General features: G+C 65.9%; 22 protein-coding genes. 7 read left to right on the top strand and 15 right to left on the bottom strand.

Annotation, left to right across the window (positions count from 1 at the left end; all coding sequences use genetic code 11):
- Nucleotides 1-82: 82 nt before the first annotated feature.
- A complete protein-coding gene (locus ACLFKU_RS28650; RefSeq protein ID WP_410851321.1) occupies nucleotides 83-1,300 on the bottom strand; it encodes a hypothetical protein in 1,218 nt (405 codons plus the stop codon).
- Nucleotide 1,301: 1 nt separating this feature from the next.
- Between ACLFKU_RS28650 and ACLFKU_RS28645 the strand changes: the two genes are divergently transcribed.
- Nucleotides 1,302-1,706: a hypothetical protein gene (locus ACLFKU_RS28645; protein ID WP_410851320.1), complete on the top strand. Its 405-nt coding sequence runs from the start codon at nucleotides 1,302-1,304 to the stop codon at nucleotides 1,704-1,706.
- Nucleotides 1,707-1,809: 103 nt separating this feature from the next.
- On the opposite strand, the gene ACLFKU_RS28640 is transcribed toward ACLFKU_RS28645, so the two are convergent.
- The 5 genes from ACLFKU_RS28640 to ACLFKU_RS28620 form a co-directional block, all read right to left on the bottom strand.
- Complete coding sequence (locus ACLFKU_RS28640) at nucleotides 1,810-4,053, bottom strand: polysaccharide biosynthesis tyrosine autokinase (RefSeq protein ID WP_410851319.1); 2,244 nt, start codon at nucleotides 4,051-4,053, stop codon at nucleotides 1,810-1,812.
- Between the two features lie 50 nt (nucleotides 4,054-4,103).
- Complete coding sequence (locus ACLFKU_RS28635) at nucleotides 4,104-5,246, bottom strand: polysaccharide biosynthesis/export family protein (protein ID WP_368587666.1); 1,143 nt, start codon at nucleotides 5,244-5,246, stop codon at nucleotides 4,104-4,106.
- 39 nt (nucleotides 5,247-5,285) lie between these two features.
- Nucleotides 5,286-6,671 carry an undecaprenyl-phosphate glucose phosphotransferase gene (locus ACLFKU_RS28630; RefSeq protein ID WP_410851318.1) on the bottom strand — a complete coding sequence of 462 codons (1,386 nt, stop codon included), beginning with the start codon at nucleotides 6,669-6,671 and terminating at the stop codon, nucleotides 5,286-5,288.
- A 53-nt stretch (nucleotides 6,672-6,724) separates the two neighbouring features.
- Nucleotides 6,725-8,326, bottom strand: coding sequence for a sugar phosphate nucleotidyltransferase (locus tag ACLFKU_RS28625; protein WP_410851317.1), 1,602 nt, complete (start codon nucleotides 8,324-8,326; stop codon nucleotides 6,725-6,727).
- Nucleotides 8,327-8,416: 90 nt separating this feature from the next.
- Entirely contained in the window at nucleotides 8,417-9,412 is a 996-nt protein-coding gene (locus ACLFKU_RS28620; protein ID WP_368587676.1) for a GlxA family transcriptional regulator, read from the bottom strand.
- An 874-nt stretch (nucleotides 9,413-10,286) separates the two neighbouring features.
- On the opposite strand from ACLFKU_RS28620, the gene ACLFKU_RS28615 reads away from it, so the two are divergent.
- A complete protein-coding gene (locus ACLFKU_RS28615; RefSeq protein WP_176109418.1) occupies nucleotides 10,287-10,436 on the top strand; it encodes a hypothetical protein in 150 nt (49 codons plus the stop codon).
- A gap of 17 nt (nucleotides 10,437-10,453) precedes the next feature.
- Here the strand turns inward: ACLFKU_RS28615 and ACLFKU_RS28610 are convergent, their stop codons facing one another.
- The 5 genes from ACLFKU_RS28610 to ACLFKU_RS28590 all read right to left on the bottom strand — a co-directional run bounded on the left by ACLFKU_RS28610 (nucleotide 10,454) and on the right by ACLFKU_RS28590 (nucleotide 16,009).
- The gene (locus ACLFKU_RS28610; RefSeq protein ID WP_410851316.1) at nucleotides 10,454-11,959 is read right to left on the bottom strand and encodes an MFS transporter; all 1,506 of its coding nucleotides are present in this window, start codon (nucleotides 11,957-11,959) and stop codon (nucleotides 10,454-10,456) included.
- Between the two features lie 73 nt (nucleotides 11,960-12,032).
- On the bottom strand, nucleotides 12,033-13,280 hold the full coding sequence (locus ACLFKU_RS28605; RefSeq protein ID WP_410851315.1) for a CaiB/BaiF CoA transferase family protein: 1,248 nt from the start codon (nucleotides 13,278-13,280) through the stop codon (nucleotides 12,033-12,035).
- On the bottom strand, nucleotides 13,277-14,293 hold the full coding sequence (locus ACLFKU_RS28600) for a hydroxymethylglutaryl-CoA lyase (protein WP_410851314.1): 1,017 nt from the start codon (nucleotides 14,291-14,293) through the stop codon (nucleotides 13,277-13,279). Before ACLFKU_RS28600 ends, ACLFKU_RS28605 begins: the two co-directional genes overlap by 4 nt.
- A 276-nt stretch (nucleotides 14,294-14,569) precedes the next feature.
- Nucleotides 14,570-15,463, bottom strand: a complete 894-nt coding sequence (locus tag ACLFKU_RS28595; RefSeq protein WP_410851313.1) for a LysR family transcriptional regulator — start codon at nucleotides 15,461-15,463, stop codon at nucleotides 14,570-14,572.
- A 183-nt stretch (nucleotides 15,464-15,646) separates the two neighbouring features.
- A complete protein-coding gene (locus tag ACLFKU_RS28590; RefSeq protein WP_410851312.1) occupies nucleotides 15,647-16,009 on the bottom strand; it encodes a lysozyme inhibitor LprI family protein in 363 nt (120 codons plus the stop codon).
- Nucleotides 16,010-16,466: 457 nt separating this feature from the next.
- Between ACLFKU_RS28590 and ACLFKU_RS28585 the strand changes: the two genes are divergently transcribed.
- Together ACLFKU_RS28585 and ACLFKU_RS28580 are read left to right on the top strand one after the other, a co-directional pair.
- Nucleotides 16,467-17,114: a LysE family translocator gene (locus ACLFKU_RS28585; RefSeq protein WP_410851311.1), complete on the top strand. Its 648-nt coding sequence runs from the start codon at nucleotides 16,467-16,469 to the stop codon at nucleotides 17,112-17,114.
- A gap of 253 nt (nucleotides 17,115-17,367) precedes the next feature.
- A complete protein-coding gene (locus ACLFKU_RS28580; protein ID WP_368624144.1) occupies nucleotides 17,368-18,156 on the top strand; it encodes a sulfite exporter TauE/SafE family protein in 789 nt (262 codons plus the stop codon).
- Nucleotides 18,157-18,200: 44 nt separating this feature from the next.
- On the opposite strand, the gene ACLFKU_RS28575 is transcribed toward ACLFKU_RS28580, so the two are convergent.
- A complete protein-coding gene (locus tag ACLFKU_RS28575) occupies nucleotides 18,201-18,449 on the bottom strand; it encodes a hypothetical protein (protein ID WP_176109425.1) in 249 nt (82 codons plus the stop codon).
- A gap of 264 nt (nucleotides 18,450-18,713) precedes the next feature.
- Complete coding sequence (locus tag ACLFKU_RS28570) at nucleotides 18,714-19,052, bottom strand: BON domain-containing protein (protein ID WP_176109426.1); 339 nt, start codon at nucleotides 19,050-19,052, stop codon at nucleotides 18,714-18,716.
- A gap of 548 nt (nucleotides 19,053-19,600) precedes the next feature.
- Between ACLFKU_RS28570 and ACLFKU_RS28565 the strand changes: the two genes are divergently transcribed.
- The 3 genes from ACLFKU_RS28565 (at nucleotide 19,601) to ACLFKU_RS28555 (ending at nucleotide 23,006) form a co-directional block, all read left to right on the top strand.
- Nucleotides 19,601-21,004 (top strand): TAXI family TRAP transporter solute-binding subunit, encoded by a 1,404-nt coding sequence (locus tag ACLFKU_RS28565; RefSeq protein WP_410851310.1) that lies wholly within the window; start codon nucleotides 19,601-19,603, stop codon nucleotides 21,002-21,004.
- A 159-nt stretch (nucleotides 21,005-21,163) separates the two neighbouring features.
- On the top strand, nucleotides 21,164-21,823 hold the full coding sequence (locus tag ACLFKU_RS28560) for a 2-hydroxychromene-2-carboxylate isomerase (RefSeq protein ID WP_368585374.1): 660 nt from the start codon (nucleotides 21,164-21,166) through the stop codon (nucleotides 21,821-21,823).
- Nucleotides 21,824-22,022: 199 nt separating this feature from the next.
- Nucleotides 22,023-23,006: a LysR substrate-binding domain-containing protein gene (locus tag ACLFKU_RS28555; protein ID WP_368585375.1), complete on the top strand. Its 984-nt coding sequence runs from the start codon at nucleotides 22,023-22,025 to the stop codon at nucleotides 23,004-23,006.
- A gap of 66 nt (nucleotides 23,007-23,072) precedes the next feature.
- Here ACLFKU_RS28555 and xdhC read toward each other — a convergent pair whose 3' ends face one another.
- A complete protein-coding gene (gene xdhC / locus ACLFKU_RS28550; protein ID WP_410851309.1) occupies nucleotides 23,073-23,684 on the bottom strand; it encodes a xanthine dehydrogenase accessory protein XdhC in 612 nt (203 codons plus the stop codon).
- Nucleotides 23,685-23,713: 29 nt separating this feature from the next.
- The gene (xdhB, locus tag ACLFKU_RS28545; RefSeq protein ID WP_410851308.1) at nucleotides 23,714-26,083 is read right to left on the bottom strand and encodes a xanthine dehydrogenase molybdopterin binding subunit; all 2,370 of its coding nucleotides are present in this window, start codon (nucleotides 26,081-26,083) and stop codon (nucleotides 23,714-23,716) included.
- Nucleotides 26,084-26,085 lie beyond the last annotated feature (2 nt).

Below are 26,085 nucleotides of genomic sequence, written 5' to 3'. Positions count from 1 at the left end.
CGCAACTCGACCCGCTGCCAGCGGCCGCGAGCTTGCCCGCGGACCGTGCGTCGCGACGCTCTGCGCAAACGAAGATGAGCCCCTACGAACTGCTCGACGAGGCCACGTTCGAGCCGGGCGGGCGTCGACGGCGGCACCCGCTCGCGCTAACCGCGGCCGCGCTCGCGACGCTCGGCGCGGTGTATATCGGCTTCGCTCTTCTCGACGACGATGCGAACGTCGACACGCCGGTGACGGTCTTCGGCACGGTGCACCCGGACAACCCTAGGCAAGTCCCTGCGCAGGACGTTGCGCAGAATGCGGCGCCGCAGGTTGCCGCGGCGCCGACGCCCGTGGCGCCGCAGCCCGCGTCGATGGTCGCGCAAGCGCCGCGTCCTGTTGTCGTCGCGCGGCAGCAACCGGCGAACGTGCGGGCGCCTGTCGCGTCATCGGCGCCACAGGTCGTGGCGACCGCGCCTGCCGTGGCGCCCTCGGCATCGTCCGTCGTTTCGAACGGGCCTACCGTAGTGCGCTCGTCAACGCCAGTCGTGGCGGCGGCGCCGAACGTGGCGCCATCCTCGTCGCCCATCGTTGCGACGGCGCCGACCGTCGCAGCAACCTCACCGCCCCTCACGGCGACCGCGCCAACCATGACGCGGTCGTCCCCGACCGTTGTGGCGACCACGCCGACCGCCGCGCCATCCTCACCGCCCGCCGTGACGACCGCGCCGACCGTGACGCGATCGACGCCGACCGTCGTGGCGACCACGCCGACCGTCGCGCCATCCTCAACGCCCGCCGTGACGACCGCGCCTACCGTGACGAGATCGTCGCCGACTGTTGTGGCGACCACGCCGACCGTCGCGCCATCCTCAACGCCCGCCGTGGCGACCGCGCCTATCGTGACGCGATCGGCGCCGACCGTCGTGGCGACCGAGCAGACAGCAGCGCGCTCGGCACCGCCCGTCGTCGCGTCCGCGCCTACCGTGAGGCGCTCGGCACCGCCCGTCGTCGCGTCCGTGCCCACCGTGACGCGTTCGTCACCGCCCGTGGTGGCGACCGCGCCCACCGTCGCGGCTTCCTCATCACCCACCGTAGCGCGCTCATCACCACCCGTAGTCGCGACCGCACCCGTCCCAGCGCGACCGTCAACGCCAGTCGTTGCGACCACGCCGCCCGTCGTGCCATCGTCTCCGCTCGTCGTCACGACCGCACCCACCGCAGCACCAACGCCGAAATCGAGCGCGGCCGTCGCCGCGCCCACGCCGCGCGGTACGGCGGTCGCGTCGATCAACACCAACCCCAGCAGCAACACCGACACGATGGCCGCCCCGCTCACGCTAGCCGACAAACAGCGCGCCGATGCAGAGCGCAATCTGATCGCCGCGCGCGGCTACCTGCAACGAGGCAATCTGTCGGCGACCAAAGTGCGCATCGCGGCGGCCATCACCGCGCAGCCCAATAATCGCGACGCGCGCCGCATGCGCGCCCAGGTGAGCACGCTAGAGCAGCAGCGCGACGCGTTGCTGAGTCTCGCGCGCGGTTGCGGCAACGTCGGACATTGGGAGTGCGCGTCGCGCAACGCCAACGAAGCGTTGCGGATCGATTCGAGCAGCAAGGCCGCGCAGCGGCTCGCCGCGCTCGCGGCGAACGAGTCGGCGTGGCAGACCATGCAGCCGACGGCGGAAGAATCGCGCGCATTGCGCAATCTGCTGCGCCACCACTAAGCTAAGGATTGCAAGGGATCTCGCGAGATGGCGGCACGAAGATGCCGCCAATCACGCCCGCCCGCACGACACCCCAAAAAGACGCGCCGCGCGGTCGGCCGTGTCAGCCGGCGATGCTGTCGTAGCCGTAATAGCCGCCCTGATACCCCGAGCCGAGGAACGCGGCTTCCTGCGGCACGTCGGTGAGCAGCACGCCGCGCAGGCCGACGCCACCGTTACGCAGTCGTTTGGCGGTTTCGATGATCTCGTGCAGCGGCTGACGCCCATGCCGCACGACGAGCAGCGACGTCGCCGCGTATTTGCCGATCAGCGTCGAATCGGTCACGGCGAGCACCGGCGGCGTATCGATGATCACGACGTCGTATTGCGGCTTCAGCAGCTCGAGCATCGCCTCGAAGCGTCGGCTCATCAACAGCTCGGCCGGGTGCGATGGCAGCGTGCCTTTCGCGAGCACGTCGAGGCCGGGCAGCACGTCGCGCTGGATCATCGCATTGAGATCGCCGCCGCACAGCACGTCGGACAGTCCCGGCCGATGGCTGACGCCGAAATGCGAATGCACGTCGCCGCGCCGCATGTCGCCGTCGATGATCAGCACGCGCTTGTTCGCCGACGCGACCAGCGTCGCCAGATTCACCGACAGGAACGACTTGCCCGCATCGGGCCGCGATCCGGTGATCATCACGACGTTATTGGCCGCATGATCGAGCGACAACTGCAGCGACGTGCGCAGATTGCGCACCCCTTCCACCGCGAGATCCTCGGGCGCCTGCTGCGCGAGCACATGCTGCCCGCGCTGGCGCAGCGACACCTTTTCCTGCAGGCGCAATTGCGTCTGGCTGCGCGGCACCACCGCGAATACCGGCACGCCGAGCATCCCCTCGAGTTCGTCCGGGCGCTCCACGCCGCCGCGCATCGCGCGCTTCAGGAACACCAGCAGCAAGCCGAGCACGAGGCCGCCGCCGAGCGACATCAAAATCACCAGCATGCGCTTCGGCCGCACCGGATCGTCGGGCGTCTCGGCGAAGTCCACCACGCGCACGCCGCCCACCTGCCCGGCCTGCGCCACCCGCAGTCGCTGCACGCTGTTGAGCAGGTTCGTGTACAGATCGGTGTTCACGTGCACGTCGCGCTGCAGACGCAGCGCGGTCTGCTCGGTGTCGGGCATCGTCGAGACGCTGCGGTTCATCGTGCTCTGTGCGCCCTGCAACGCGGCGATCTGCGCATCGAGCGCGGCGACCGTCGGATGGTTCGGCGTGAACTTCTGCAATAGCTCCGCGCGCTGCTGCTGCAAATCGAGCAGCTTCGTCTTGTTGTCGACGATCTGCTGCAGCAGCAGCTTACTTTCTTCGCCGAGATCGACGGTGCCATGGGTATTGCGGAACTTGCCGTAGCGCTCTTCCGCATCGTCGAGCGCCTTGCGCGCGGCGGGCAGTTGCTGCTCGAGATACGCGAGCGTGTGATCGGACTCGCTCGAACGGCTCGCCAGATCCTGGCGCACGAACTGGCGCGCCACGTTGTTGACGATCGCCGCGGTCAGCGCAGGGTCGGCGCCTTCGAGGCTCACGCGGATCACGCCGGAGTCCTCGGCCGTCTCCTGCACGACCATCGTCTTCGCCAGCCGCTCCACCGTGCCGAGCGTCGAAGCGCGCGTCAGTTCGAAACGCGAGCCCGGTGCGCCGACCAGTGTGTCGACGTGCAGCGTGATCGGCCCCACCGCGGTGTCGGTCCGCACGGTCTCGCCGACGCGCCCCGACAGAATCGCGCTGCCGTGAGGATCGCGCAGCATGAAGGTGTTGCCGGCGCCCGCAATCAGCGTGAAGGTCTCGCCATACAGGTCCTTCGACACGTCGAAGCGCGACACCGCGATGCTCTCGTTGCCCCACGCGAAGCCGCGCAGGTTGATGAACGACGGCAGCCGGAACCACCAGTGCCCGTTCACGAGTCCCGCGATCTTGCTGCCGATCACCGGCAGATAACGCGGCTTCGCCGTGATGTCGAGGTGCAGCGCGCGGACCGCTTCCTCGGTGACGAGACGCGACTTCAAAAGCTCGATCTGCGCCGCGGTCGACGGCTTCGAGTCGTACGCGCCGGGAAGCGGCGATGCCGCATCCCGGCCGTTCGCATTGACGTTCGCCGCGTTCGCCGTCCTGTCCTGAACGTGAAACAGCACGTCCGAACGATAGACCGGCGGCGTGAGGAACGCGTACGCGCTACCGAGCGCGAGCGCGATCAGCGTCACGATGAGGATCGTGCGCCAACCGCGCACGACCGTGCGCACGTAGTCCGACAGATGCAACTGCCCCGGTTCATACACGCCGGCGTAGCGATTTTCGTAATTGATTGCCATGTTTTTCACCCAACAAGGCCTGCCGGTTCAGATATCGCGTCAAACCTGCGTCACTTCGACACGACGACTCCCGTCACCGCCGCGTTGATCGCCGGCAACAGCAGGTTCAGCACGCGGTTGAAGCGAACGAGACCGCCCTGGCCGACGTACACGATGTCCTTCGGCTGCAGCTCGAACTGGTTCGCGAGCAGCATCGCCACCGGCGAGGTCGCATCGAGGTGATAGATCTGCGGCGACTCGCTGGTCGAATTGCGGATCACGAACAGTTGCTGCCCCGAGGCCGTGTTCGAGTCGAAGCTGCCGCCGTCGGAGATCGCCTGCGACAGCGTCAGCGAGCCGTTGCGCAGCGGCAGCACCGTGGCCGGCTTGTTGACTTCGCCCATCACGTAGACGCCGCTGTCTTCGCGCGCATTCACGCGCACGGTATCGCCCGGCTGCAGATAGATTTCCGACGGATTGCGGCCGCGTTTGACGAGGTCGTCGATGTTCAGCCTATAGGTCGTGCCGTTGCGGATCAGATCGACGCGGCTGCGATCCGCGGTCGTGGTGAAGCCGCCGCCCAGGCCGATCGCGTTCGTCAGCGACATCGGGACGTCGTTGATCGATTGCGTGCCCGGCGTGCGCACTTCGCCATCGACATAGACCGTCGCGTTACGGAACGACGCGACGCGCACCGTTATCTCAGGCTTCTGGTACACCTTGCTCAAACGCTGATTCAATTCGCGCTGGATCTGCGAGACGGTCTTGCCCACGACGTGCAGTGTGCCCGCATACGGAAACTGGATGTCGCCGGTTTCATCGATCAGGAAGCCCGGCATCGCATCGCTAGGGCGTGAATTGCTCGGCGGCTGGCCCAGAGCGGCCGCGAGTTCCGGGTGATCCCACACGACGATCTGCAGCACGTCGCCGGGGCCCAGCTTGTACGGCGCCGGCTTGCCGAACAGTCCCGCCGTCTCCGGCGGCAGTTGGGAAGCCTTCTGATCGGCACCAATCTTCCTCAGCAGTTCCAGATTGATATCGGTGATCGGAATCTGCTTCTGCTGCGAAGCTTCGGTACTGAATTCGCCACCCGTGTCCTGAATCCCGGCCGGCGTGATCATCCGTTGTCCCGGCACGATTTGGCATCCGGAAAGCAATACTGCTGCACTAGCGAAAACCACAAGACTTCCTGTGCGAAAACCAAGTGAGCTCATGATCTTTACTCCTTCGCCCCGAGGCGTTGTTATGACTTTCTAATAAGCGTTTCGATGCACCAGTCCGGCGACAATCGTCGCGCCGATGATCCGCATATCGAGTGCGAACGACCAGTGACCCAGGTAGTACAGGTCATGTTCGACGCGACGCTCCATCTTCTCGATGCGGTCGGTTTCGCCACGGAAGCCGTTGATCTGCGCCCAGCCCGTGATTCCCGGTTTGATCCGGTAGCGATTGATATAGCCCGCGACCACCTTCTGATAGAGGTCGTCGTGCTCGAGTGCATGGGGACGCGGTCCTACGACCGACATGTCGCCACGCAACACGTTGAAAAATTGCGGCAGTTCGTCGAGGCTCGTGCGGCGCAAAAACGCGCCCACTTTCGTCACGCGCTTGTCGTTGCGCGTCGCCTGGCTCAAGGTGCCCTTCGCTTCGGTATGCACGCGCATCGAGCGGAACTTGTAGATCGTAAACACGCGGCCGTCCGCGCCCTTGCGCTTCTGTTTGAACAACACCGGTCCGCGCGACGAGAGCTTCACCGCGATCGCGATGCAAACGAGCAGCGGCGCGAGGGCCACGATCGCGGTGGCCGCGAACAGCCGGTCGAAAATTTCCTTCTTCAGCATCGCGTTGGCCGACAGCGGCGAGGCGACCAGATTGATCGCCGGCATGCCGAGCAGATCGACCACGCCGCTGCCTTCGAACAGCGCATGGCTGCGCACGTCCGGCATGAAGCGGATATTCACGAGGTCGTCGCGGAACTCGTCGATCAGCGCGCAGATCAGCGGCTCTTCGGACAGCGACAGCATCAGCCATAGCTCGTGCACGTCGTTGGTGCGGATGTAGTCGGCCAGCAGATCGACGCGATCGAACACCGGCACGCGCGGATTCGTCACGCCGGAGTCGTCCGGGCGCGTGTTGTAGACGGCGGTCGCGCGAAAGCCCGCGCTCGGCGCCGACTCGATGCGGCGCAGGATCGCATCGCACTGCGAGCCGCTGCCGACGATCGCAACCTGATGCAGGTTCATGCCCGCGCCGCGCGCCCGCGCGAGCACCGCGTGCGCGATCACCCGATTCGCGATCAGCAGGCCGCCCGTCGTCGCGGTCCAGTACGAGAACCACAGCCGCGACACGATATCGATGCGATGCAGCGAGTACATCAGCACGAGCGCGCAGGCCTGCACGATCAGCCACGCGAGCGACACCTGCCCGGCGAGCCCGAGCTTCGAGCGGCCGCGCCATGATTCATATACCCCGAACGCGGGGAAGATCGCGAGCGCGAACGCAGCCGAAAACATCACCAGCGCCCAGTAGAAACCCGACTGGCCGAGATAGTCGAAACGGATCCGCGACGCCACGGTCGCACCCGCCAATACCAAAGCGACATCGAAAATCCGCGCGAGCAGATCCTGAAACTTGCGCATTTTCCTTACCTCGTTCTGCCTTCCTGTACGCAAAAAGGGTGTACATGGGCTGCCTACGGGCAGCGGCCGTAGTTGTCGTCAAACCTCACGATGTCGTCTTCGCCGAGATAGGTACCCGACTGAATTTCGATGATTTCGAGCGGCACCCTGCCCGGGTTTTCGAGCCGGTGACGCGTGCCGAGCGGAATGTAGGTCGATTCGTTTTCGCTGAGCAGGAACTGCTCTTCGCCGCGCGTGACGAGCGCAGTGCCGCGCACGACCACCCAATGCTCGGCGCGGTGATGATGCAGTTGCAATGACAGCTTCGCGCCGGGCGTCACGACGATGCGCTTGACCTGGAAGCGCTCGCCGCGATCGATCGAGTCGTAGAAGCCCCACGGGCGCCGCACCTTGCGATGCGCGTCGGCCTCCGGCGCGTGCTGCGCCTTGATGCGCGACACGAGCCCCTTGACGTCCTGCACATGCGAGCGATCCACCACGAGCACCGCGTCGGCGGTCTCGACCACGACGACGTTGGCGGTGCCGACGCACGCGACGAGCCGCCCTTCCGAATGCGCATAGCAGGACACCGCGCCTTCGAACGTCACGCGGCCGCGCCCGGCATTGCCGTTCGGGTCCTTCTCCATCGCGGCCCAAACCGCGTCCCACGAACCGAGGTCGGACCAGCCGGCTTCGAGCGGGATCACGACGCCGGGCGGCATGTCTGCAGCCGGGCTTCGCGCTTGCGTCTCGCTCTGCGCCGCGCCTTGCGTTTCAGCGTTGCTCGCGCTGTCGCCTTCTGCCGGCGGCGGTTCGGTCAGGCGCTCCATCACCGCGTAGTCGATCGAATCGGCGGGCACGTCGAGGAACGCGTCGTGCGACGGCCGGAACACGTCGCCGTCCTGCTTGCCGCTCGCGAACGCGCTCGTGCACGGCGCATGCATGTCGGGCCGCAGCGACGCGAGCGTGTCGAGCCACACGCGCGCGCGCACGATGAAGATGCCGCTATTCCACCAGTAGGTGCCTGCCGTCAGGTATTGCCGCGCGATTTCCTCGGCGGGCTTCTCGACGAAGCCGTCGATCGCGTGGCCGCCAGCAGCCAATGCCGCGCCGATGCGGATATAGCCGAAGCCGGTGTCGGGACGCGTCGGCGGCACGCCGAGCGTCGCGATCGCGCCCTCGCTCGCGTGATGCGCCGCGCACGCCAGTGCGCGCTGCAGCGCGGGCACGTCGGCAATCGCGTGATCGGCCGGCATCACGATCAGGATCGCGTCGTCGCCGGCGGCGCACGCGAGCGAGGCCGCGAGTGTCAGCGCTGGCGCCGTGTCACGGCGCGCAGGCTCGACGATCAGACGCGCGTCGACGCCGTTTTCATGCAACTGTTCGGCGATCACGAAGCGATGCTCCTCGCCGCACACGACGATCGGCGATGCGTCGATGCTCCAGCCCGCCGGGAAGCCCTCGAGCCGCCGCGCGGTCGCCTGCAGCAGCGAGTCGGAGCCGACCACGTCGATCAGCTGCTTCGGAAAGTTTTCGCGCGACACCGGCCAAAGCCGCGTGCCCGAGCCGCCCGCGAGAATGACCGGGACGATGTGCGCGCAGCGCGCGCCAGCAACCCCGGCGCTTGCGCCGTTCGGCTCGACGGATCGGGCGCTCACACCTGCCTGCGTCAACATGTCTGGAATCCTCATCGGTCTGCAAGGTACAACGAACAACGGACCGGTCCCCGCCTGCACTGCGCGGTGACCGGGCTGGCTCCGTCGGCGCTACTCGCCCGCCATGCGGCGGCTTTGAATCCTGAACTCGGTCGGCGAAATCCTCATCCGCTTGCGAAACACTTTCGCGAGCCGGTCGCCGTTGCCCATCCCGGTGCGACGGGCGATCTTGTCGACCGGCAGTTCCGATTCGGTCAACAGGCTGCACGTCACCGCGAGGCGCTCGTGCAACAGGAAACTCGACGGCGTGATACCCATTTCCATCTTGAAGCGACGCAGGAAGTTGCGCTCGCTCATCGCCGCGAACTGCGCGGCATCCGCAATCGAAATCGCCTGCTGGCAGTTTTCCTGCAGCCAGCGCGCCGCAGCGCGAACCTTGTCGCCGGGACTCATGCCGCCGTCCTCGCCGAGCAGCGGCGCGAGGTTCGTGCACGAGTCCGACAGCAGCCGTTCGGCAGCCGAGCGCGCGGTCGCGTTGCCCAGATCGCGCTTGATCATCGCGAGCGCACTGCGCATCGATTCCAGCCGGTCGCTCAGTTCGACGGCGCCCTGCTCTGCGGGGCCCGCACCATTCCTCGCCACAGTTGGCTGGCGCAGGTCGCTGCCATCCTTGTCCTCGGGCAGCGCCGCCGCGTCGAGCACCGCGCGCCCTTCGGCGATCGAGCGGATCATCGAGGTGTTGCGGCGCACCCGGCGCAGCCATCCGAGCAGCCGCTCATCGCGCGCCGCCGACGCCGCGCCCTTGCCGCCCGCCACATAGAGCGCATCGAAGCCGACGTAATGGCGCGCGTCGAGTCCGTCGGTCCATACGCGCAACCCCGACGACGAACTCACCATGCCGCCGTCGGCGGATAAAAACGAAACGTCGTACAGCCACGCGCCCGAACCGGAAGTTGAGAGCTCGTTGGCAGCCTGGAACACCTCGGCGATAACTCCCGCTCCTTGCAGCGAGCAGTCGTTGAACAACAGAATCGCGACACGACGCACGCCCTTGTTCGGCGCATGCACCCAGCGCAGCATTGCAGACTCGAGACTCGCGCAGGTCATAGTCATCCTCTCGACAGAAAACGATCAACTACACCTTTTACGATCACGCACAATGCGAACTCCGCGCAGTGCATCATAGCGACGACCTCCGGCGCTCTGCCGCCATGTCCGAAAGTGCAGACATATTGGCACTATGACTACGTGATCGGCCAGTGCAATTCGGCTCAATACCGAAACGACCGTCTTTTCAATGGATTAATCGTCTATCCGCATATGGTTGAATATGCACTCGTGAATCTTAATGCAATTTAAAAAATGAATGCGTACGCCAGCGCACACTGCGGGGCTACTCGAAAAACGGCGTGTCTCCGCTTAATCCACCTGGCAGAGCGTATTTTAAAAGCGATTTTTTGCCGGAAGTCGCCGGCGATGAGTGGAACAAACTCCACCCTCTCATGTGAGGCCGGCTTCTCGGCAAGCTCCCGTAACCCATCGACGCAAGCACGGCGCGACCGCCCGTTCCACCGTTCAATACAAGCACTCAACGCGCCAGAAAAAATTATTTAAATCATTTTTATTGACGGCCGGAATATAAAGACGGCGATTAACGTTTCAGACCTGAAACATGGATATCGGACAACTTTAGCGTCACCGCAATAGGCGCGCCAATGGCGAAATACATCGGGTGCGACCGGGTGCATTTCCGCCAACCGATTGCGGAAATGCACTGTTCTTCGAAAGGATGGTCGCGGACAGCGAACGAAGTCCGCTTTCCCGTTACGCAACGACGGTGACACCATCGAGAACGCGCCGCGTCATGGCACGTTGCGACGATAGTTCGGCGTCGCCTGACAGGCTTACGGCGGGCAAGCGCACATAGATGTGATGTTGAACGGGTTACGATGCCCCCGACCAACGCGCTGGAACCGCACACATGAACGGCATTTCATGGATCACGCTGATACTTGCCACGATGATCGGCGGGTTCCTGTTCGCGATGATCGGCGTCGTGCTGCTTGCGCTGCTGCTCGGCAACGTGTCGGACCGGCTGTCGAGCAACGACGAGACTCGCCAGGACTCCTAAGGCCTGTCAGACCCGGGCTACTTCGAAATATCCTCGAGCGCGACATCGCGCGTCTTCGGCCCCAGCGTACCGATCGCGACCATGACGACCGCCATCGCCGCCGAGATGAACACGAACACACCGTTCACGCCGAAGCGGCCGAGGCAGGCGGCGATCACGAACGCCGAGAACATCGCCGAAATCCGGCTCCACGAATAAACGAAGCCCACCGCGCGCGCCCGGATGCCGGTCGGAAACAGCTCGGCCTGGTACGCGTGATAGCTGTACGAAATGATGTTGCCCGCGAGCACGAGGCACACGCCGAGACTCACGAGCAGCACCGTCTCGCGCGCCTGGCTGAACGCGAGTCCGCACACGACGTTGACCGCCGCCATCCAGATGATGACGCTCTTGCGCTCGAAGCGATCGGCGATCAGCAATCCCAGCAACGGCCCGAGCGGCGCCGCAATCGCGATGATGCTCGCGTACATCAGACTCGTCGTCACCGTAATGCCTTGCTTGATCAGCAGCGTCGGAATCCAGTTCGCGAAGCCGTAGTAGCCCATCGTCTGGAACACGTGAAAGAGGATCAGCATCAGCGTGCGCTTGCGATACGGCGGCACCAGCAGATCGCGAAACGCCGCCCGCGAGCGCACCGGTTCGGGCAGCGCGGGCTCGGGCAACGGCAGGCCGCATTGGCGCTGATACTCGCGCGCGACGCGTGCTTCGAGACGCGTCATCACCGCGTCGGCTTCTGCGAGGCGGCCCTTTTGCGCGAGCCAGCGCGGGCTCTCCGGCAAACCCCTGCGAATCCACCACACGACGATCGCGCCAATCGCGCCGATCAGCACGACCACACGCCAGCCATCGAGACCGAACACGCGTTGCGGCACCAGCAGATATGACAGGAACGCGACGATCGGCACCGCGCAGAAGCCGACCGCCTGCGAACACGCCGAAGCGCGCCCGCGAATCTGCTTCGGCACGAGTTCGGAGATATACGTGCCAATCGTGACGATCTCGACACCGATGCCGATCCCCGCGATGAAGCGCCAGCAGTTCAAGCCGAGCGCCGTGTGCTGGAACGCCATCACGACGTTGGCCGCCGTGTACCACAGCAGCGACCACGTGAAGATCGCACGGCGGCCGAAGCGGTCGGCGAGAAAGCCGCACGCCGCCGTGCCGATGAACAGGCCCGCGAACAGCGCGGCGATGAAACTCGCGACGCCGCTCGTGCCGAACAGACCACGCGTCGTGGCGGTGAGCAGGCCGCTGTGCACGAGGCCCGGCGCGATGTAGCCGGAGTACATCAGGTCATACAGTTCGAAGAACATGCCGAAGCTCAGCAGCATCACGAGCTGCCAGATCGTGCGGGTCGCGGGTAGCCGGTCGAGCCGCGCTGAAATCCGCGCGCCATCGAGCGCGATCGCGCCGGCGCGGTCCGGCGCTGACGCATCGGCGCCCGCGTCCGTGGGTGAGTCATCGAGCGCGCCGGCCGTCTCGCCGAGCGCAGTGGCGTACATCGCCTGATTCGACGATTTCATCGTCCGTCTCCAGAGTTTTTGGTCTATTGCCTGTTGCAACGGGTGCGGCGCGGCACGATGTTCATGCAACCGCTCATGCAGCCGCGCCCGGCGCCCGCGATTGCTCGGCACCGCTCAGCTCCGCGATCCGCGCGTCGTCGAAGCCGAGTTCGCGCAGCACGCCGACGGTGTGCTCGCCGATCTTCGCGATCGGCTGGCGCGGCCCGAGACGCGCACCGTCGAGCGAAATCGGCAGCAATGGCATCGCGGTTTCGCTGCCGTCGTCGAGCGTCAGCGGCACGAGGCCGCCGCTCGCATTCAGGTGCGGATCGTCGAACAGTTCTTCGGGCTTCGTGATCGACGCGAACGGAATGTGATTGCGCTCGAACAGCGGCACGAGCGTCGCGCCGTCGAAGCGGCTCAGGCTTTCGCCGAGCGTCTGCAGCAGCCAGCCGCGCGCGAGCACGCGGTCGTTGTTGGTCGCAAGGCGCGCATCGGCGAGCAGATCGTCGCGCTCGAGAATCGCGCACAGCGCGCGCCACTGCGCGTCGCCGGTCGCGGCGATGAACATCTGCTCGCCATGCGCGAGCGTGAACACGTCGTAGACGGCCCAGGCGCTGATGCGCTCGGGCATCGGCGCGGCGGCCACGCCGGTCGCCGCGAACTGCTGCATGTGCTGCGCACTCAGCAGCACGCAATTCTCGAACAGCGCGCTCTGCACCTCCTTGCCGCGGCCGCTCGCGTGCCGCTCGTGCAGCGCGGCCAGCACGCCGATCGCGCCGAACATGCCGCCCATGATGTCGTTGACCGAGCTGCCCGCGCGCAGCGGACGGCCCACCGGCCCGGTCATGTACGCGAGGCCCGCCATCATCTGCACGACTTCGTCGAGCGCCAGACGATGTTCGTACGGACCATTGAGAAAGCCCTTATGCGACACGTAGATCAGCTTCGGATTGCGCTCGCGCAGCGTCGCGTAATCGAGGCCGAGACTCGCCATGCGGCCGGGTTTGAAGTTTTCGACGAAGACGTCGGCGCTATCGACGAGTTGCTTCAGCGCGGCGAGACCGGCTTCGCTGTCGAGATCGAGCGCGACGCTTTTCTTGTTGCGGTTGAAGGTGCGGAAAAAGCCCGCGCCGGTGCCGAGCAGCCGGCGTGTGCTGTCGCCGCGCGGCGGCTCGACCTTGATTACTTCGGCGCCGAGGTCGCCGAGAATCATGCCGCAGGTCGGGCCCATCACCATATGCGACAACTCGATCACGCGGATGCCCGCGAGCGGCAACGTGCCTGGCTGCGGCGAAGACGTCGAAGACGAAGCGGAGGTAGCGGAGGAAAGCGGAGTCATTGCGGCACCTGCGGAATGGAACAATGGGGATCACGTACAGATTCGGAGGACCCGGCGGATTCGCGCGCGGCCGGTTGCGCGTGCGCGAACTGCTTCGGCAATCCCGCTCGCGCGAGATAGCCATACAGCGGTTCGCCCGGCAGCGCCTGGGCGAGCACCGCGCGCGAGGCGAGCAGCCGCGCGATGTCGATACCAGTGTCGTAACCCATGCTGTCGAGCATGAACACGAGGTCTTCGGCATTGACGTTGCCGGTCGCACCCGGCGCATGCGGACAGCCGCCGAGACCGGCCAGCGACGCATCGAACTCGCGAATCCCGTGCTGCAGCGCGACCAGCGTGTTGGCGAGACCGAGGCCGCGCGTGTCGTGGAAATGCAGCGAACGCAGTTTGTTGCCCGCGACGTCGCGCACCAGCTCGATCACCTCGCCGACCTGGCGCGGCGTCGCCTCGCCGGTCGTGTCACCGAGCGCGATCACGTCGGCGCCGGACTGCATCGCGGCGCGCGCAATCGCGGCGATATCCGCGTACGGCACGGCGCCTTGCAGCGTGCAGCCGAACACCGTCGACAAACCGGCGATCAACTCGACGCGGCGAGCACCAGCCGAAGACGCGCGATCGATCAGCTCACGCATCGCGGAGAACGCATCGATCATCTCGGCGGGCGTCTTGTGCACGTTCGCGACGCTATGCGCGACGCTCACCGAAATCGGCACGACGATGCGCTGTACACCGGCATCGAGCGCGTGCTGCGCGCCCTTCAGGTTCGGCACGAGCGCCGTGACGCTCAGATCGTCATAGCTACGGGCGTGCGCGACGACGGCGGCGGCGTCGGCCATTTGCGGCAGCAGCTTTGCCGGCACGAACGACGCGACTTCCATATGGCGCACGCCGGCCGCATACGCGGCGTCGATCCAGCGACGCTTGTCGTCGGTGGACATGATGCGGGCAATGCTTTGCAGACCGTCGCGCAGACCGACTTCGGTCACGACGACACGCTCGCGGGCGTCATTCATCGGTTTGAATCCTGGATGTGGACGCGGGTTTCGGAGACCCGCTGGGTACAAGTGATGCGCTAACTGGACCACAGCGTGCCCGCGTGCCGGCGCGCGGCAAAGTCTGCATTGACGACGCCCGACATCGCCGCTCGCGATGGCCGCCCAGGCCGAGGCGGCGGGCTTTCGCGCCCGCCTGGGTGAAATGCTTAGGGGTTTGTCTGGAGAGGTGAGGAAGGGCGTCGCCCCGGGGGTATCAGGGACTGTCGGTGCGAGTGACCGGGTGGGCTGTCCGTCTCACCTGGCGCCCAGTAAATGCTCGAGCAAACGCGCGGCCGCCAGCGTCAACGCCGCGCGATCGCGCATGCAAATAACGAAGCGCCGCTCGGCCCACGCCTCGCGCAAGGGCACGGCGACGATGCCGTACTCGTCGGCGGCATGGCGCGGCAGAGCCTCGCGCGGCAGGATCGCGACCGCGAGTCCCGCCTGAATGAAGCGGTAGGCGGCATCGAACGTCGATACATAGGTGCGGTAATTCAACTCGCCGCCCTTCTCCAGCGCGATGCGCTGCATCAGCGCATTGACCGACGCATTCGAGGCGAGCCCCAGATGATCGAATCCGAGCGTCTGCTCAAAGCCGACCTGCGTCTCACCCGCGAGCGGATGCGCACGCGGCACGATCAGCGCCAGATGGTCGGCGCGATACGGCAGCGTGTCGAGACTGCCGAGCGGCACCGTGTCGCGACAGATGCCCAGATCGGCGACGCCCTCTTCGAGCCCGCGCACGATGTCCGCGCTGACGCGCTCCTCGACATCGACCCGGATCGCCGGATTCGCCTGCAAAAACGCGGACAACGCCTCGGGCAGAAACTCCACCATCGACGATACGTTCGCCAGCACCCGCACATGGCCACGCGCGCCGGCCGCGTATTCGCTGAGTTCGGCCTGCAGGCGTTCGTGGCCGCGCATGATGAGCCGCGCGTGGCGCAACAGCGCTTCGCCGGCGGCGGTCGGGCGCACGCCGCGCTGGCTGCGCGACAGCAGTGCAACGTCGACGAGCGCTTCGAGATCGGCGAGCCGCTTGCTGACCGCCGACGGCGCGATGAACTCGCGCTCCGCCGCGCGCGCGATCGTGCCTTCCTCGCACACGGCGATGAACAAGCGCAGCGTGACCTGATCGATTTGCCACATCGGCGGAGCGGATTCGGGAGTTGGGAGTGGGGGAATTATGGTTCATCGCGGAAGGCCGTGGAGGGCTTCTGTCGCTTGCGGTGCGGCTATAACCACGGCTTGCCGGGCAGAAACAAGCAGTTGACGCTCGAATGGAAAGCCTCGCAAGGCGAGGCGACTCGTTTGAGGCGCGGTCGCCTTTCCTTAGCCTTCAGTGCTCTTCAGATCACTTATCCGCTCTTTCGTTATGCGCGCCATGCAATCCCAAAACGTCACATAACGCATCGATGCTTCGCCTAATGAATAGGTCTCAGCGTAACACTGATTGTCGCGATATTCGACCCATGCCCTTTGTCCATTCTCAAAGTAAGGCAATGCGACAGGATTGTTATCGGCCTTCAAATCAACATCGCCTTTGCTCAACTCAGCTTCCGACGTTTTGATTGTGGAATTCAATTTTGCGTAAATTTGCTCGAAATTCCTTTGGCTGCAAACAGCGATATCGGCAGTTGATGCGTGCTCACCAGTCCTGCAGAGGCGGTCGATCTCGTCGTTACTGCTGCTCAAAGCGCATCAGGCATTACACCACCTCTCTATGACCATATAACCTCTTTTGATTTCCCGAAAAATACCTGGCGAATTAACCATGCAAACAGAGGCGCGGTCACCCCCTATAATTTGAGACAAAATTTTCTTGACAGACATTAACGATTGCTCTGGCCATCTCATTTTTTGACGGATTTTTACGATATAACGACAAATCAAAAAAGGCGGCATTGAGCTGCAATACCGTTCAGTTGAACAACTCAGCGGCATTGTTGCTTTTCTCTGGCTAAAACCGTTGTAACCGACGCGGCGATATTAGCTTTCATCGCCATGCTGGCCGATCCGCTGAAGCGAATCATCGCGCGGTGAGTCTTACCCTCCACCCTTGCCCGCGATTTCCGGTCTGGCTATGCTGGAGAGTGCGCCCGCAGCCTGCAGGCGACTGCCCCAACCAGAACAACCGCTCGAGAACCTGCTCATGTCCACGACCAGTTTGTTTTTCACCGCTGCAGGCGTCGGGCTGGCGATCGCCGCGCCGGTCGGCCCGATGGGCATGCTGTGCATTCGTCGCACGCTGACCGGCGGCCCGCGCGCGGGACTCGCGATTGGCTTCGGCATCGCGAGTGGCGACGCGGCCTACGGGCTGATCGCCGCGCTCGGCCTCGTCGGCATTTCGCAGTTCATGCTCGCGTACGACCGTCCGCTGCATCTGCTCGCCGGCCTGTTCCTGCTGTATCTCGGCGTGCGCGCACTGCTGCAGAAACCGCCCGCCGAAAGCGCCGACGGCAACGGCAACAGCAATGGCAAGCTCGCGCAGATCGGCCGCGCCGGCGCACTGCGTGCGTACGCGAGCGCGCTGCTGCTGACGCTGACCAATCCGCAGACCATCATCATGTTCGCGGCGCTGTTCACGACGCTCGCACCGCGCGGCGCGTTCTCGCCAGCCATCGCGCTGACGACGGTCGGCGGCGTGTTCGCCGGTTCGATCGCGTGGTGGTGCTGTCTGGTGACGATCGTGTCGCTCGCGCGTCATGCGATCGGCAGCAGGCTGCGCCACGCGATCGATCGCGTGGTCGGCCTCATGCTCGCGGCGTTCGGCGTCGTCGAAATCCGCCGCGCGCTCTGAGCGGCGCCTCGCACCCGATGCGGCGCACCCGCGCCGTAGCCACCGAACGCGGCCCGTTGCCGGCCGCGACGCGCTCCCCTGAGTAAGTGCCGCACGCGGGCGCGGCAGTTTTGCGACAATAGCGCCTTTCGCCCCTCAGGCGTCGGCCGACGCGGCCGTGCAGCGCACCGCACACCGCCGCCGCCAGCCGCCCGGCGCGTCCGCCGGCCTTGCCGCCCAACCCTTCACCCGCGCTGCGTCAGCTGTCCGCTTAATGGCACTTCCCCACATCGATCTGCTGTACTCCGTCTCCGGCCTGTTCGTCGGCTTTCTGGTCGGGCTGACGGGCGTCGGCGGCGGCTCGCTGATGACGCCGATACTCGTCCTGCTATTCAACGTGCACCCTGCCACCGCGGTCGGCACCGACCTGTTGTACGCGGCCGCCACCAAGGCGACCGGCACGCTGGTGCACGGCCTGAAGGGCTCGGTCGACTGGCTGGTCACGCTGCGCCTCGCCGCCGGCAGCGTGCCCGCGGCCACCATCACGCTGATCCTGCTGCATCGCTACGGAATGGACACGCCGCGCGCGGGCCGGCTGATCCAGGTCGTGCTCGGCGCGGCGCTACTGGTTACCGCGATCGCGCTGGTGTTCCGTCCGCAGCTTGCGGCGCTCGGCGCGCGCAAGCTACGCGCGCCGAGCCAAGGGCGCACGCTAGCGCTGACGATGCTGACCGGCGCGATCCTCGGTGCGCTGGTGTCGTTGACGTCGGTGGGTGCGGGCGCGATCGGCGTGACGGTGTTGCTGCTGCTGTATCCGATGCTGCCGACCACACGCATCGTCGGCTCCGACATCGCGCACGCGGTGCCGCTGACCTTGCTCGCGGGTGCCGGACATTGGCTGCTCGGCTCGATCGACTGGTCGATGCTGCTGTCGCTGCTGGTGGGATCGCTGCCCGGCATCGCGATCGGCAGCTTTCTGGCGTCGCGCGCGCCGGAAGTGCTGCTGCGCAATCTGCTCGCGGCGACGCTGACGCTGGTCGGCGTGCGGCTGGTGTTGTCGTGAGCCGCCCGTTGAAGACGCGTCAAGCGCGCACGCGTGACCGGTGTCTATTTGAAAAACCGGCTGGTCAGATCCGCCTCGAACTGCCGGACCCACTGACCGTGGCCATCGCGATACGACCGTGACCAGTCGACACGCCGCACGGTGACGACGCGTTCGTGCGCCGGCTCACCGGGCGCCGCGCTCGCGCTGATGTCGAAATGCGCGGGCGCGAAACCGTGTCTTGCGCACACCAGTTCGAATGCCGCGCGATCGCCGATCGGCAGATCGATGTAGCGAAACTGCGTGGTTTGCATAAGCTTGGCTCCCCATTCCCTCCTCGTCACAGTACGCCCCGCGATGCGTCGGTACTGTGCCGCAGCGCACGAAGCCGGGACAGCCGCGCCTCGATCAGCACCAGTGAGTGCGGCAAGCCGCATTGCTGCGGTCCCGCAAACGTCGCAAGTGCCGCGCCCAAAACTGCGCACGAAAAAAAAGCTCCGGCGAAAATGCCGGAGCCTCCGAACTGATTGATAGACCTTCCGACGCGGGCCTTACGGCGCCGCGCTCGCGCGCACCGCTTACTGTTGCTTCGCCGTCAGCTTGTTCGTCACCGACGTCACGCCCTCGACGCCCTTGGCGGCTTCGCCGGCCTTCTCGGCCTGCCCCTGGTCCGGCACCGTGCCGGTCAGCGTCACTGCGCCGCCACGCGCGCGCACGGCGATGTGCGACACGTCGAGACCCTGGGTCTTGGTCAGCGCGTGGCGCACCTTACGGCCAAGTTCATGATTCGCTGCCTTGCCGGCCTTGACGGTGGCTGCCGCCGACGCCGTATCCGGAGCGTTTTGGGCGTAGACGCTGCACGCCGCCACCATTGCCACGACCGCACCCAGTGTTTTCAGAAAACCGACCGTTTTCATAGCTCTCTTCTCCTTGGTTTCACATTGGACCGCATCAACAAGCGGCTTCGTTACGACTACGGGCGGCCGTCATCGCGCGAATGCGCGCGTGCGCGACGGCCGTCAACGGTTGACACGATGTGCAAGAGACGAGAGAGGCTGATTACCGGTAATCGGCAAACCGCGAAGTCCGCCGACGTGCCCGGTTCTTGTCCGTCTTGCCGGGATATCGCCGCAAACGTTGGATCGCGGTAACGATGCACAATTTAATCTAGCCGGCACAGAAGCGCAAAGGGTTTAGCGCGCGGCGTGGCGCACCGACAGCGGGTGCGTCATGCTTGCCGGATAAAGACGGACACGCTACGTGGTCGCGCAAATTTTGCATGGACGTCATGCTGGCGCGCACCCGCGACGCTCACCATTTGTTACGCGTTTGTCGGCGTGACGGGCGGCTACGCGATTCGCGGCCGTGCCAATCTCAGGTACCATCGGCGCGACGCGTGCTGGCGCGCCGCCCAAGCCGCCTGCGCGCTTTCGCGCCCGACCGACCGCCGTTTTCAGAAGATCCGATGAAGCCTGACACCGGCCGCAGCCGCCCTACCCATCTCGTCGCCCGTTTTGTCGCGATCTCGTGGCGCGACCTGGCGGTCTCGTTCGGCCCGCTCGTGCTGCTCGTGATCGTCGGCATCTGGGCCGCCGTGCGGCTGATCCAGCCCGCTCCGCCGAATACGCTGACGATTAGCGCCGGCCCGGTCGGCAGCACGTTCTGGATCGCCGCGCAGAAGTACAAGGCGATCCTCGCGCGCAACCGCATCACGCTGAACGTGCTGGCCTCGCAGGGTTCGCAGGAAAATCTGAAGCGGCTGTTGGACCCGAAGGCCAACGTCGATGTCGGCTTCGTGCAGAGCGGCATCGTGCCCGCCGCGGTCGACAAGGACAAAAGCCTGATGTCGCTCGGCAGCGTCGCTTACGTGCCGCTCGCGATCTTCTATCGCGGCGCGCCGGTCGACTGGCTGTCCGGCTTCAAGGGCGAACGCCTCGCGATCGGCCCCGAGGGCAGCGGCACGCGCGAGCTCGCGCTCGCGCTGCTGAAGGCCAACGGCATCGTGCCGGGCGGCCCGACCCGGCTGCTGCCGCTGACGGGCGACGCAGCCGCCGACGCGCTGATCGACGGCACGATCGACGCAACCTTCCTCGCCGGCGACTCGGCGCAACCGGCCGTGATGGGCAAGCTCTACCGCACGGGGAATGTGCGCTTCTACGATTTTTCGCAGGCCGACGCGTACACGCGCCGCTTTCCGTACCTGACGCAGCTGAAGGTGCCGATGGGCGCCTTCGACCTCGGCAAGAACCTGCCGGCGAACTCGATCAGCATCGTCGCGCCGACCGCCGAGCTGATCGCGCGCGATTCGCTGCATCCGGCGCTGTCGGATCTGCTGATCGAAGCCGCGCGCGAGGTGCACGGCGGCGCGACGACGATGCAGCGCGCCGGCGAATTCCCCGCGCCGCTCGCGCACGATTTCCCGCTGTCCGACGACGCCGCGCGCTACTACAAGTCGGGCAAGAGCTTCCTGTACCGGACGCTGCCGTTCTGGATCGCGAGCCTCGCCGACCGCCTGCTGGTGATCGTCGTGCCGCTGATCGTGCTGCTGGTGCCGGCGCTGCGCGTCGTGCCGGGCTTGTACGCATGGCGCGTCAAGTCGCGCATCTATCGCTGGTACGGCGCGCTGATCGCGATCGAGCGCAGCGCGCTCAGCGAACACTCGCCGGCCGAACGCGCGTCGCTGATCGAGCGGCTCGACGCGATCGAAGACTCGGTCAACGGCATGAAGATGCCGCTCGCATACGCGGACCAGTTCTACGTGCTGCGCGAGCACATCGGCTTCGTGCGGCGGCGGCTCATGGCAAGCCGCGACACGCCGGCCGGGCTGGACGAAGCCGACGAGCAGGCGGCCGATCAAGTCAAAGGCTGAGCGCGCCGGCGACACCGCCTGAACCCGCACCCGCCGCCCGCCACCAGGAGATATCGACCGGTGCAAGCCGGGAGCGCACCGCGTAAGATCGCTACAATTTTGATGAGATAACGGACCCACCCTCCGCTCCGTCCGACACAGGCAATCCGGGAGACCTTTATGACCGTTGGCATCGACGCCCAACAGCCGCTGTGGTTTTACGATTTCGTCTCGCCGTTCACGTACCTGTTGCTCGAGCAACACGACAAATGGCCCGGCATGGACTTCGCATTCACGCCGGTCGTGCTGAACGATCTGTATCGCCACTGGGGCCAGCGCTCCGCGTACAGCGTGCCCGCCAAGCGCACCTTCATGTACCGGCATGCGCTGTTTCGCGCGGAGCAGCTCGGCATTCCGTACAAGATGCCGCCCGCCCATCCGTTCGATTCGATGAAACCGCTGCTGCTCGCAACCGCCGCGAACGGCGACGTGCAATTCGTGCGCGAGATTTTCCGCTTCATCTGGCGCGACGGGCGCGACCCGTCGAGCGACGAAGCGTTCGCCGAGCTGTGCGAGCGCGTCGGCAGGCCGGACGGCCCCGAGCTGATCCAGGACGAAGCGGTGAAGGCGCAACTGCAACGCAATACCGCCGATGCGATCGACCTCGGCGTCTATGGCGTGCCGACGTTTCGTCTGAACGATCAGCTGTTCTGGGGCGAGGACGCGCTGCCGATGGTGCTGTACTGCGCGCGCACGCCGAACTGGCTCGAATCGCGCGAAGTGAAGCGGATCAGTTCGCTGCCGTGGGGCCTCGCGGACAAGCCGGCACCGGCGCCATAACACGGCGGCGGCGGGCCGCGCTGCGGCTGCCGCTTCGGCCCGAGCGAAGCGCCGCCGGCACGCGCCGCGCTGATGCCGGCCATACCGCGCCCGCTATGCCGCCGACGCGCAAACGGGCCTAAGGTTATAAGCTTTCGCACCCCACGCGCGCGCCGCGCGGCGAGCCGATCGGCGGCGCCCGCGTCACCACGCTTCGACCATGGACGACACCGCCGCCTCACTCGATATCTGGCTCGTGCGCGTGCTGCGCACGCTGCTCGTCGAGCGCAGCGTCACGCAGACCGCGATGCGGCTGAACCAGACCCAGCCCGCGATCAGCACCGCGCTGCGCAAGCTGCGCGATACGCTCGGCGATCCGATTCTGGTGCGCGGCAAGTCGGGCATGGTGCCGACCGAATACGGCGAGTCGCTGCTCGCGGCCGCGCAGCGCGTGCTGCGCGATGTCGATTTCGTCGCGACGCCGCACGGCGATTTCGACCCGGGCCGCTCGCGCCGCACGTTTCGCGTCGCCGCGCCCGACTATCTGAACGACTTCTTCATGCCGACCGTGATCGCGCGATTTCGCGAGGCGGCGCCGCATGCGCGGCTCGAAATCGAGTCGCTGGGGCCGCTGCTCGATCATTCGGCCGCGCTCGACGCCGGCGAACTCGATCTCGTGATCGGCAACTGGCCGAAGCCCGATCCGCGCTTCGAGCGCAGCGACCTGTTCGCCGATACCGTCGTGTGCATGATGCGCGCGGACCATCCGCTGACCCGCGAGCCGCTCACGCGCGACGCCTATCTGGCCGCGCCGCATCTGGCGCCGACCCCGTACAGCGGCACGCGCGGCGGGGCGATCGATACCGGCTTCGCGCGCGCGAAGGCGAGCCGGCGTATCGTCGCGACGCTGCCCTACTTCGGGCTCGTCGCGCAGACGCTGCTGCAATCCGATCTGATCTTCACGACCACGCGGCGCTTCGCGATGCACTACGCGAGCATGCTGCCGCTCGCGGTCGTCGATGTGCCGATCGCATTTCCGCGCATCCGCTGCTATCAGTTGTGGCATCCGCAGCCGGATCGGCCGAGCGATGTCGGCTGGCTGAGGACGTTGATGTCCGAGGTGTCGAGTGAGCTGGTCGCGCGCAAAGCGCCGCGCGTGAAGACGCCGCAGCGGGGCCAACAACGAGTGTCCAGCGGCAAATGAAGAAGGGGGACGGCGCATGAGCCCCGTCCCCCTCGAACACTCGCGCAAGCCGTTGCGCCGTGTGGCCTAAGCCATGATCTGCTCCGTTGCGCGGATCTGGCTCGCGGCCCGTTGTGCCCTCAATCGCAGCAGTTGCGCGCACACCGCAATCGCGATCGCGGCGGGCGCCTTGTCGACGATGCCCTCGACGCCGATCGGGCATGTCATGTCCGCGAGCCGCTCCAGCTCCACGCCTCGTTCGAGCAGACGCCGCTCGAATTTCACGCGCTTCGTCTTCGAGCCGATCATGCCGAAATAGCTAAAATCGCGCCGTCGCATGATGCGCGCGGCCAGCGAAAAATCGAGCGCATGGTTGTGCGTCATCACCAGAAACCACGCGCCGGGCGGCGCCGCGTCGACGATCGCATCGGGCGTGTCGGTCGCTTCGACCTGCACGTTGGGCGGCGTTTCGTCGGGGAACAGCTCGTCGCGCTCGTCGACCCACTGGACCACGCACGGCAGGCTGTCGAGCAATTGCACGAGCGCATGGCCGACATGTCCCGCGCCGAACAGCACGATATGCATCGGCGCGGGCCGCGGCGCCATTTCGGATGCGACGCTACGCCGGCCGATCCGCACCGGCGCGCGGTCGTCACTGGCGCCGGTGCCGTTCACAGAATTGTTCAGGCGTACTTCCATATCGCGCTCCCGCTCGTCCGCCATTCGCATCAAGCCTGCCGCGCGGCCGTGGCCGCGGTGCGCACCGCGCCGACCGCCTTCAGGATTTCCTCGCTGGTCGCGGGCGCATTGAGCGGCGGATTGACCCGGTGGCCGCCCACCGCCGACACCGCGTCGCGCACTGCGAAGAACACCGAGAACGGCAGCAGCAGAGGCGGCTCGCCGGTCGCCTTCGAACGATGGATGCTGTCCTCCACGTTGCGGTTCTTGAACAGCTTCACGTTGAAGACCGGCGGCACGTCGTTGACGGTCGGAATCTTGTACGTCGACGGCGCGTGCGTCATCAGCTTGCCGCCCGCGTTCCACCACAGTTCTTCCGTGGTGAGCCAGCCCATGCCCTGGATGAACGCGCCTTCCACCTGGCCGACGTCGAGCGCCGGATTCAGCGATGCGCCGACGTCGTGCAGCGCATCGGCGCGCAGCACGCGCATTTCGCCGGTCAGCGTGTCGATCACGACTTCCGATACCGCCGCGCCATACGAGTAGTAATAGAACGGCCGGCCTTGCAGCTTCGACTGATCCCAGTAGAGCTTCGGTGTCGCATAGAAACCGTCGGACCACAGCTGGATGCGCGCGAGATACGCCTTCGCGATCACTTCCTCGAACGGCACGGCGACCTCGCCGACCACCACGCGATCATGCGCGAAGCGCACGTCGCGCGCGTTCACGCTGCCCGCGCCGTAGCGTTCGGCCGCGAAAGCGCCGAGCCGCTCGCGCAGCTGGCGCGCGGCGTCCTGCGCGGCCTTGCCGTTCAGGTCGGAGCCGGTCGACGCGGCCGTCGCCGACGTATTGGCGACCTTGCTCGTATCGGTCGCGCTCACGCGAATGCGCTTGAAGCCGACCCCGAGTTCATGCGCGACGACCTGCGCGACCTTGGTGTTCAGCCCCTGGCCCATTTCGGTGCCGCCGTGATTCACGAGCACCGAGCCGTCGGTGTAGATATGCACGAGCGCGCCGGCCTGGTTGAAGTGCGTGACGTTGAACGCGATGCCGAACTTGACCGGCGTCAGCGCGAGGCCCTTCTTCAGGATCTCGTTGTTCGCGTTGAATGCGTCGATCTCCTTGCGGCGCGCGCGATAGTCGCTGGTCGCTTCGAGTTCGTCGATCAGCTCGTGAATCACGTTGTCTTCGACCACCTGGCCGTACGGCGTCTGATTGCGTTCGGTCTTGCCGTACAGATTGCGGCGGCGCACGTCGAGCGAATCCATGCCGCACGAGCGCGCGACGTTGTCGAGGATGTACTCGATCGCGAATGCGCCCTGCGGGCCGCCGAAGCCGCGAAACGCGGTGTTCGACTGCGTGTTGGTCTTGCCGCAGAAGCCGTCGATCGATACATCCGACAGCCAGTACGCGTTGTCGAAGTGGCACAGCGCGCGCGTCATTACCGGGCCCGACAGGTCCGCGGAAAAGCCGCAGCGCGAGGTCATGTCGACGGCGACGCCTTCGATCACGCCGTCGTCGTCGTAGCCGACTTCGTACGTGTAGTGGAAATCGTGGCGCTTGCCGGTCACCATCATGTCGTCGTCGCGATCGGGGCGCAGCTTCACTGGGCACAGCAGCTTCCATGCGGCGAGCGCGGCGCAGCAGGCGAATAGCGCTGACTGCGATTCCTTGCCGCCGAACCCGCCGCCCATGCGCCGGCATTCGATCAACACGTTATGTGATGCAACGCCCAACGTGTGCGCGACGAGGTGCTGCATTTCGGTCGGATGCTGGGTCGAGCAGTAGACGTGCATGCCGTCGTCGTCTTTCGGCACCGCGTACGAGATCTGCCCTTCCAGATAGAACTGCTCCTGGCCGCCGAGCAGCATCGCACCGGTCTCGCGATGCGCGGCGCGCGCGATCTTCGTGCCGGCGTCGCCCCGCGCGAGCTTCATCGGCGGCAGCACGTACTGGTTCGCGGCGCGTGCCTGCTGCGCGGTCAGTACCGCCGGCAGTTCCTCGTAGACCACCTCGGCGCGCCGCGCGCCGAGACGTGCCGCTTCGTGCGAGCTCGCGACCACGATGAACATCGGCTGGCCGACGTATTGCACGACCCCGTCGGCGAGGATCGGATCGTCGCCATGAACGATCGGGGCAACGTCGTTGACGCCGGGGATGTCGTCGGCGGTGAAGACCGCGACCACGCCGGGCGTCGCGCGCACCTGGTCGAGTCCGATCGACACGATCTTCGCGTGCGCCTTCGACGACAGCCCCAGCGCCGCGTGCAGCGTGCCGGCGAGTTCGGGGATATCGTCGGTGTAGGTCGCGCGGCCGCTCACGTGCAGATGCGCGGACTCGTGCGGACGCGACACGTGCACCTGGGTGAAGTCGTCGAGATCCTCAAGCTCTTTCAGGAACGGTTCGGCTTGCTGGTTCATTG

The sequence above is a fragment of the Paraburkholderia sp. EG304 genome (assembly GCF_046543485.1).
Classification (GTDB): domain Bacteria; phylum Pseudomonadota; class Gammaproteobacteria; order Burkholderiales; family Burkholderiaceae; genus Paraburkholderia; species Paraburkholderia youngii.
This window is presented reverse-complemented; position numbering and strand designations above follow the sequence as displayed.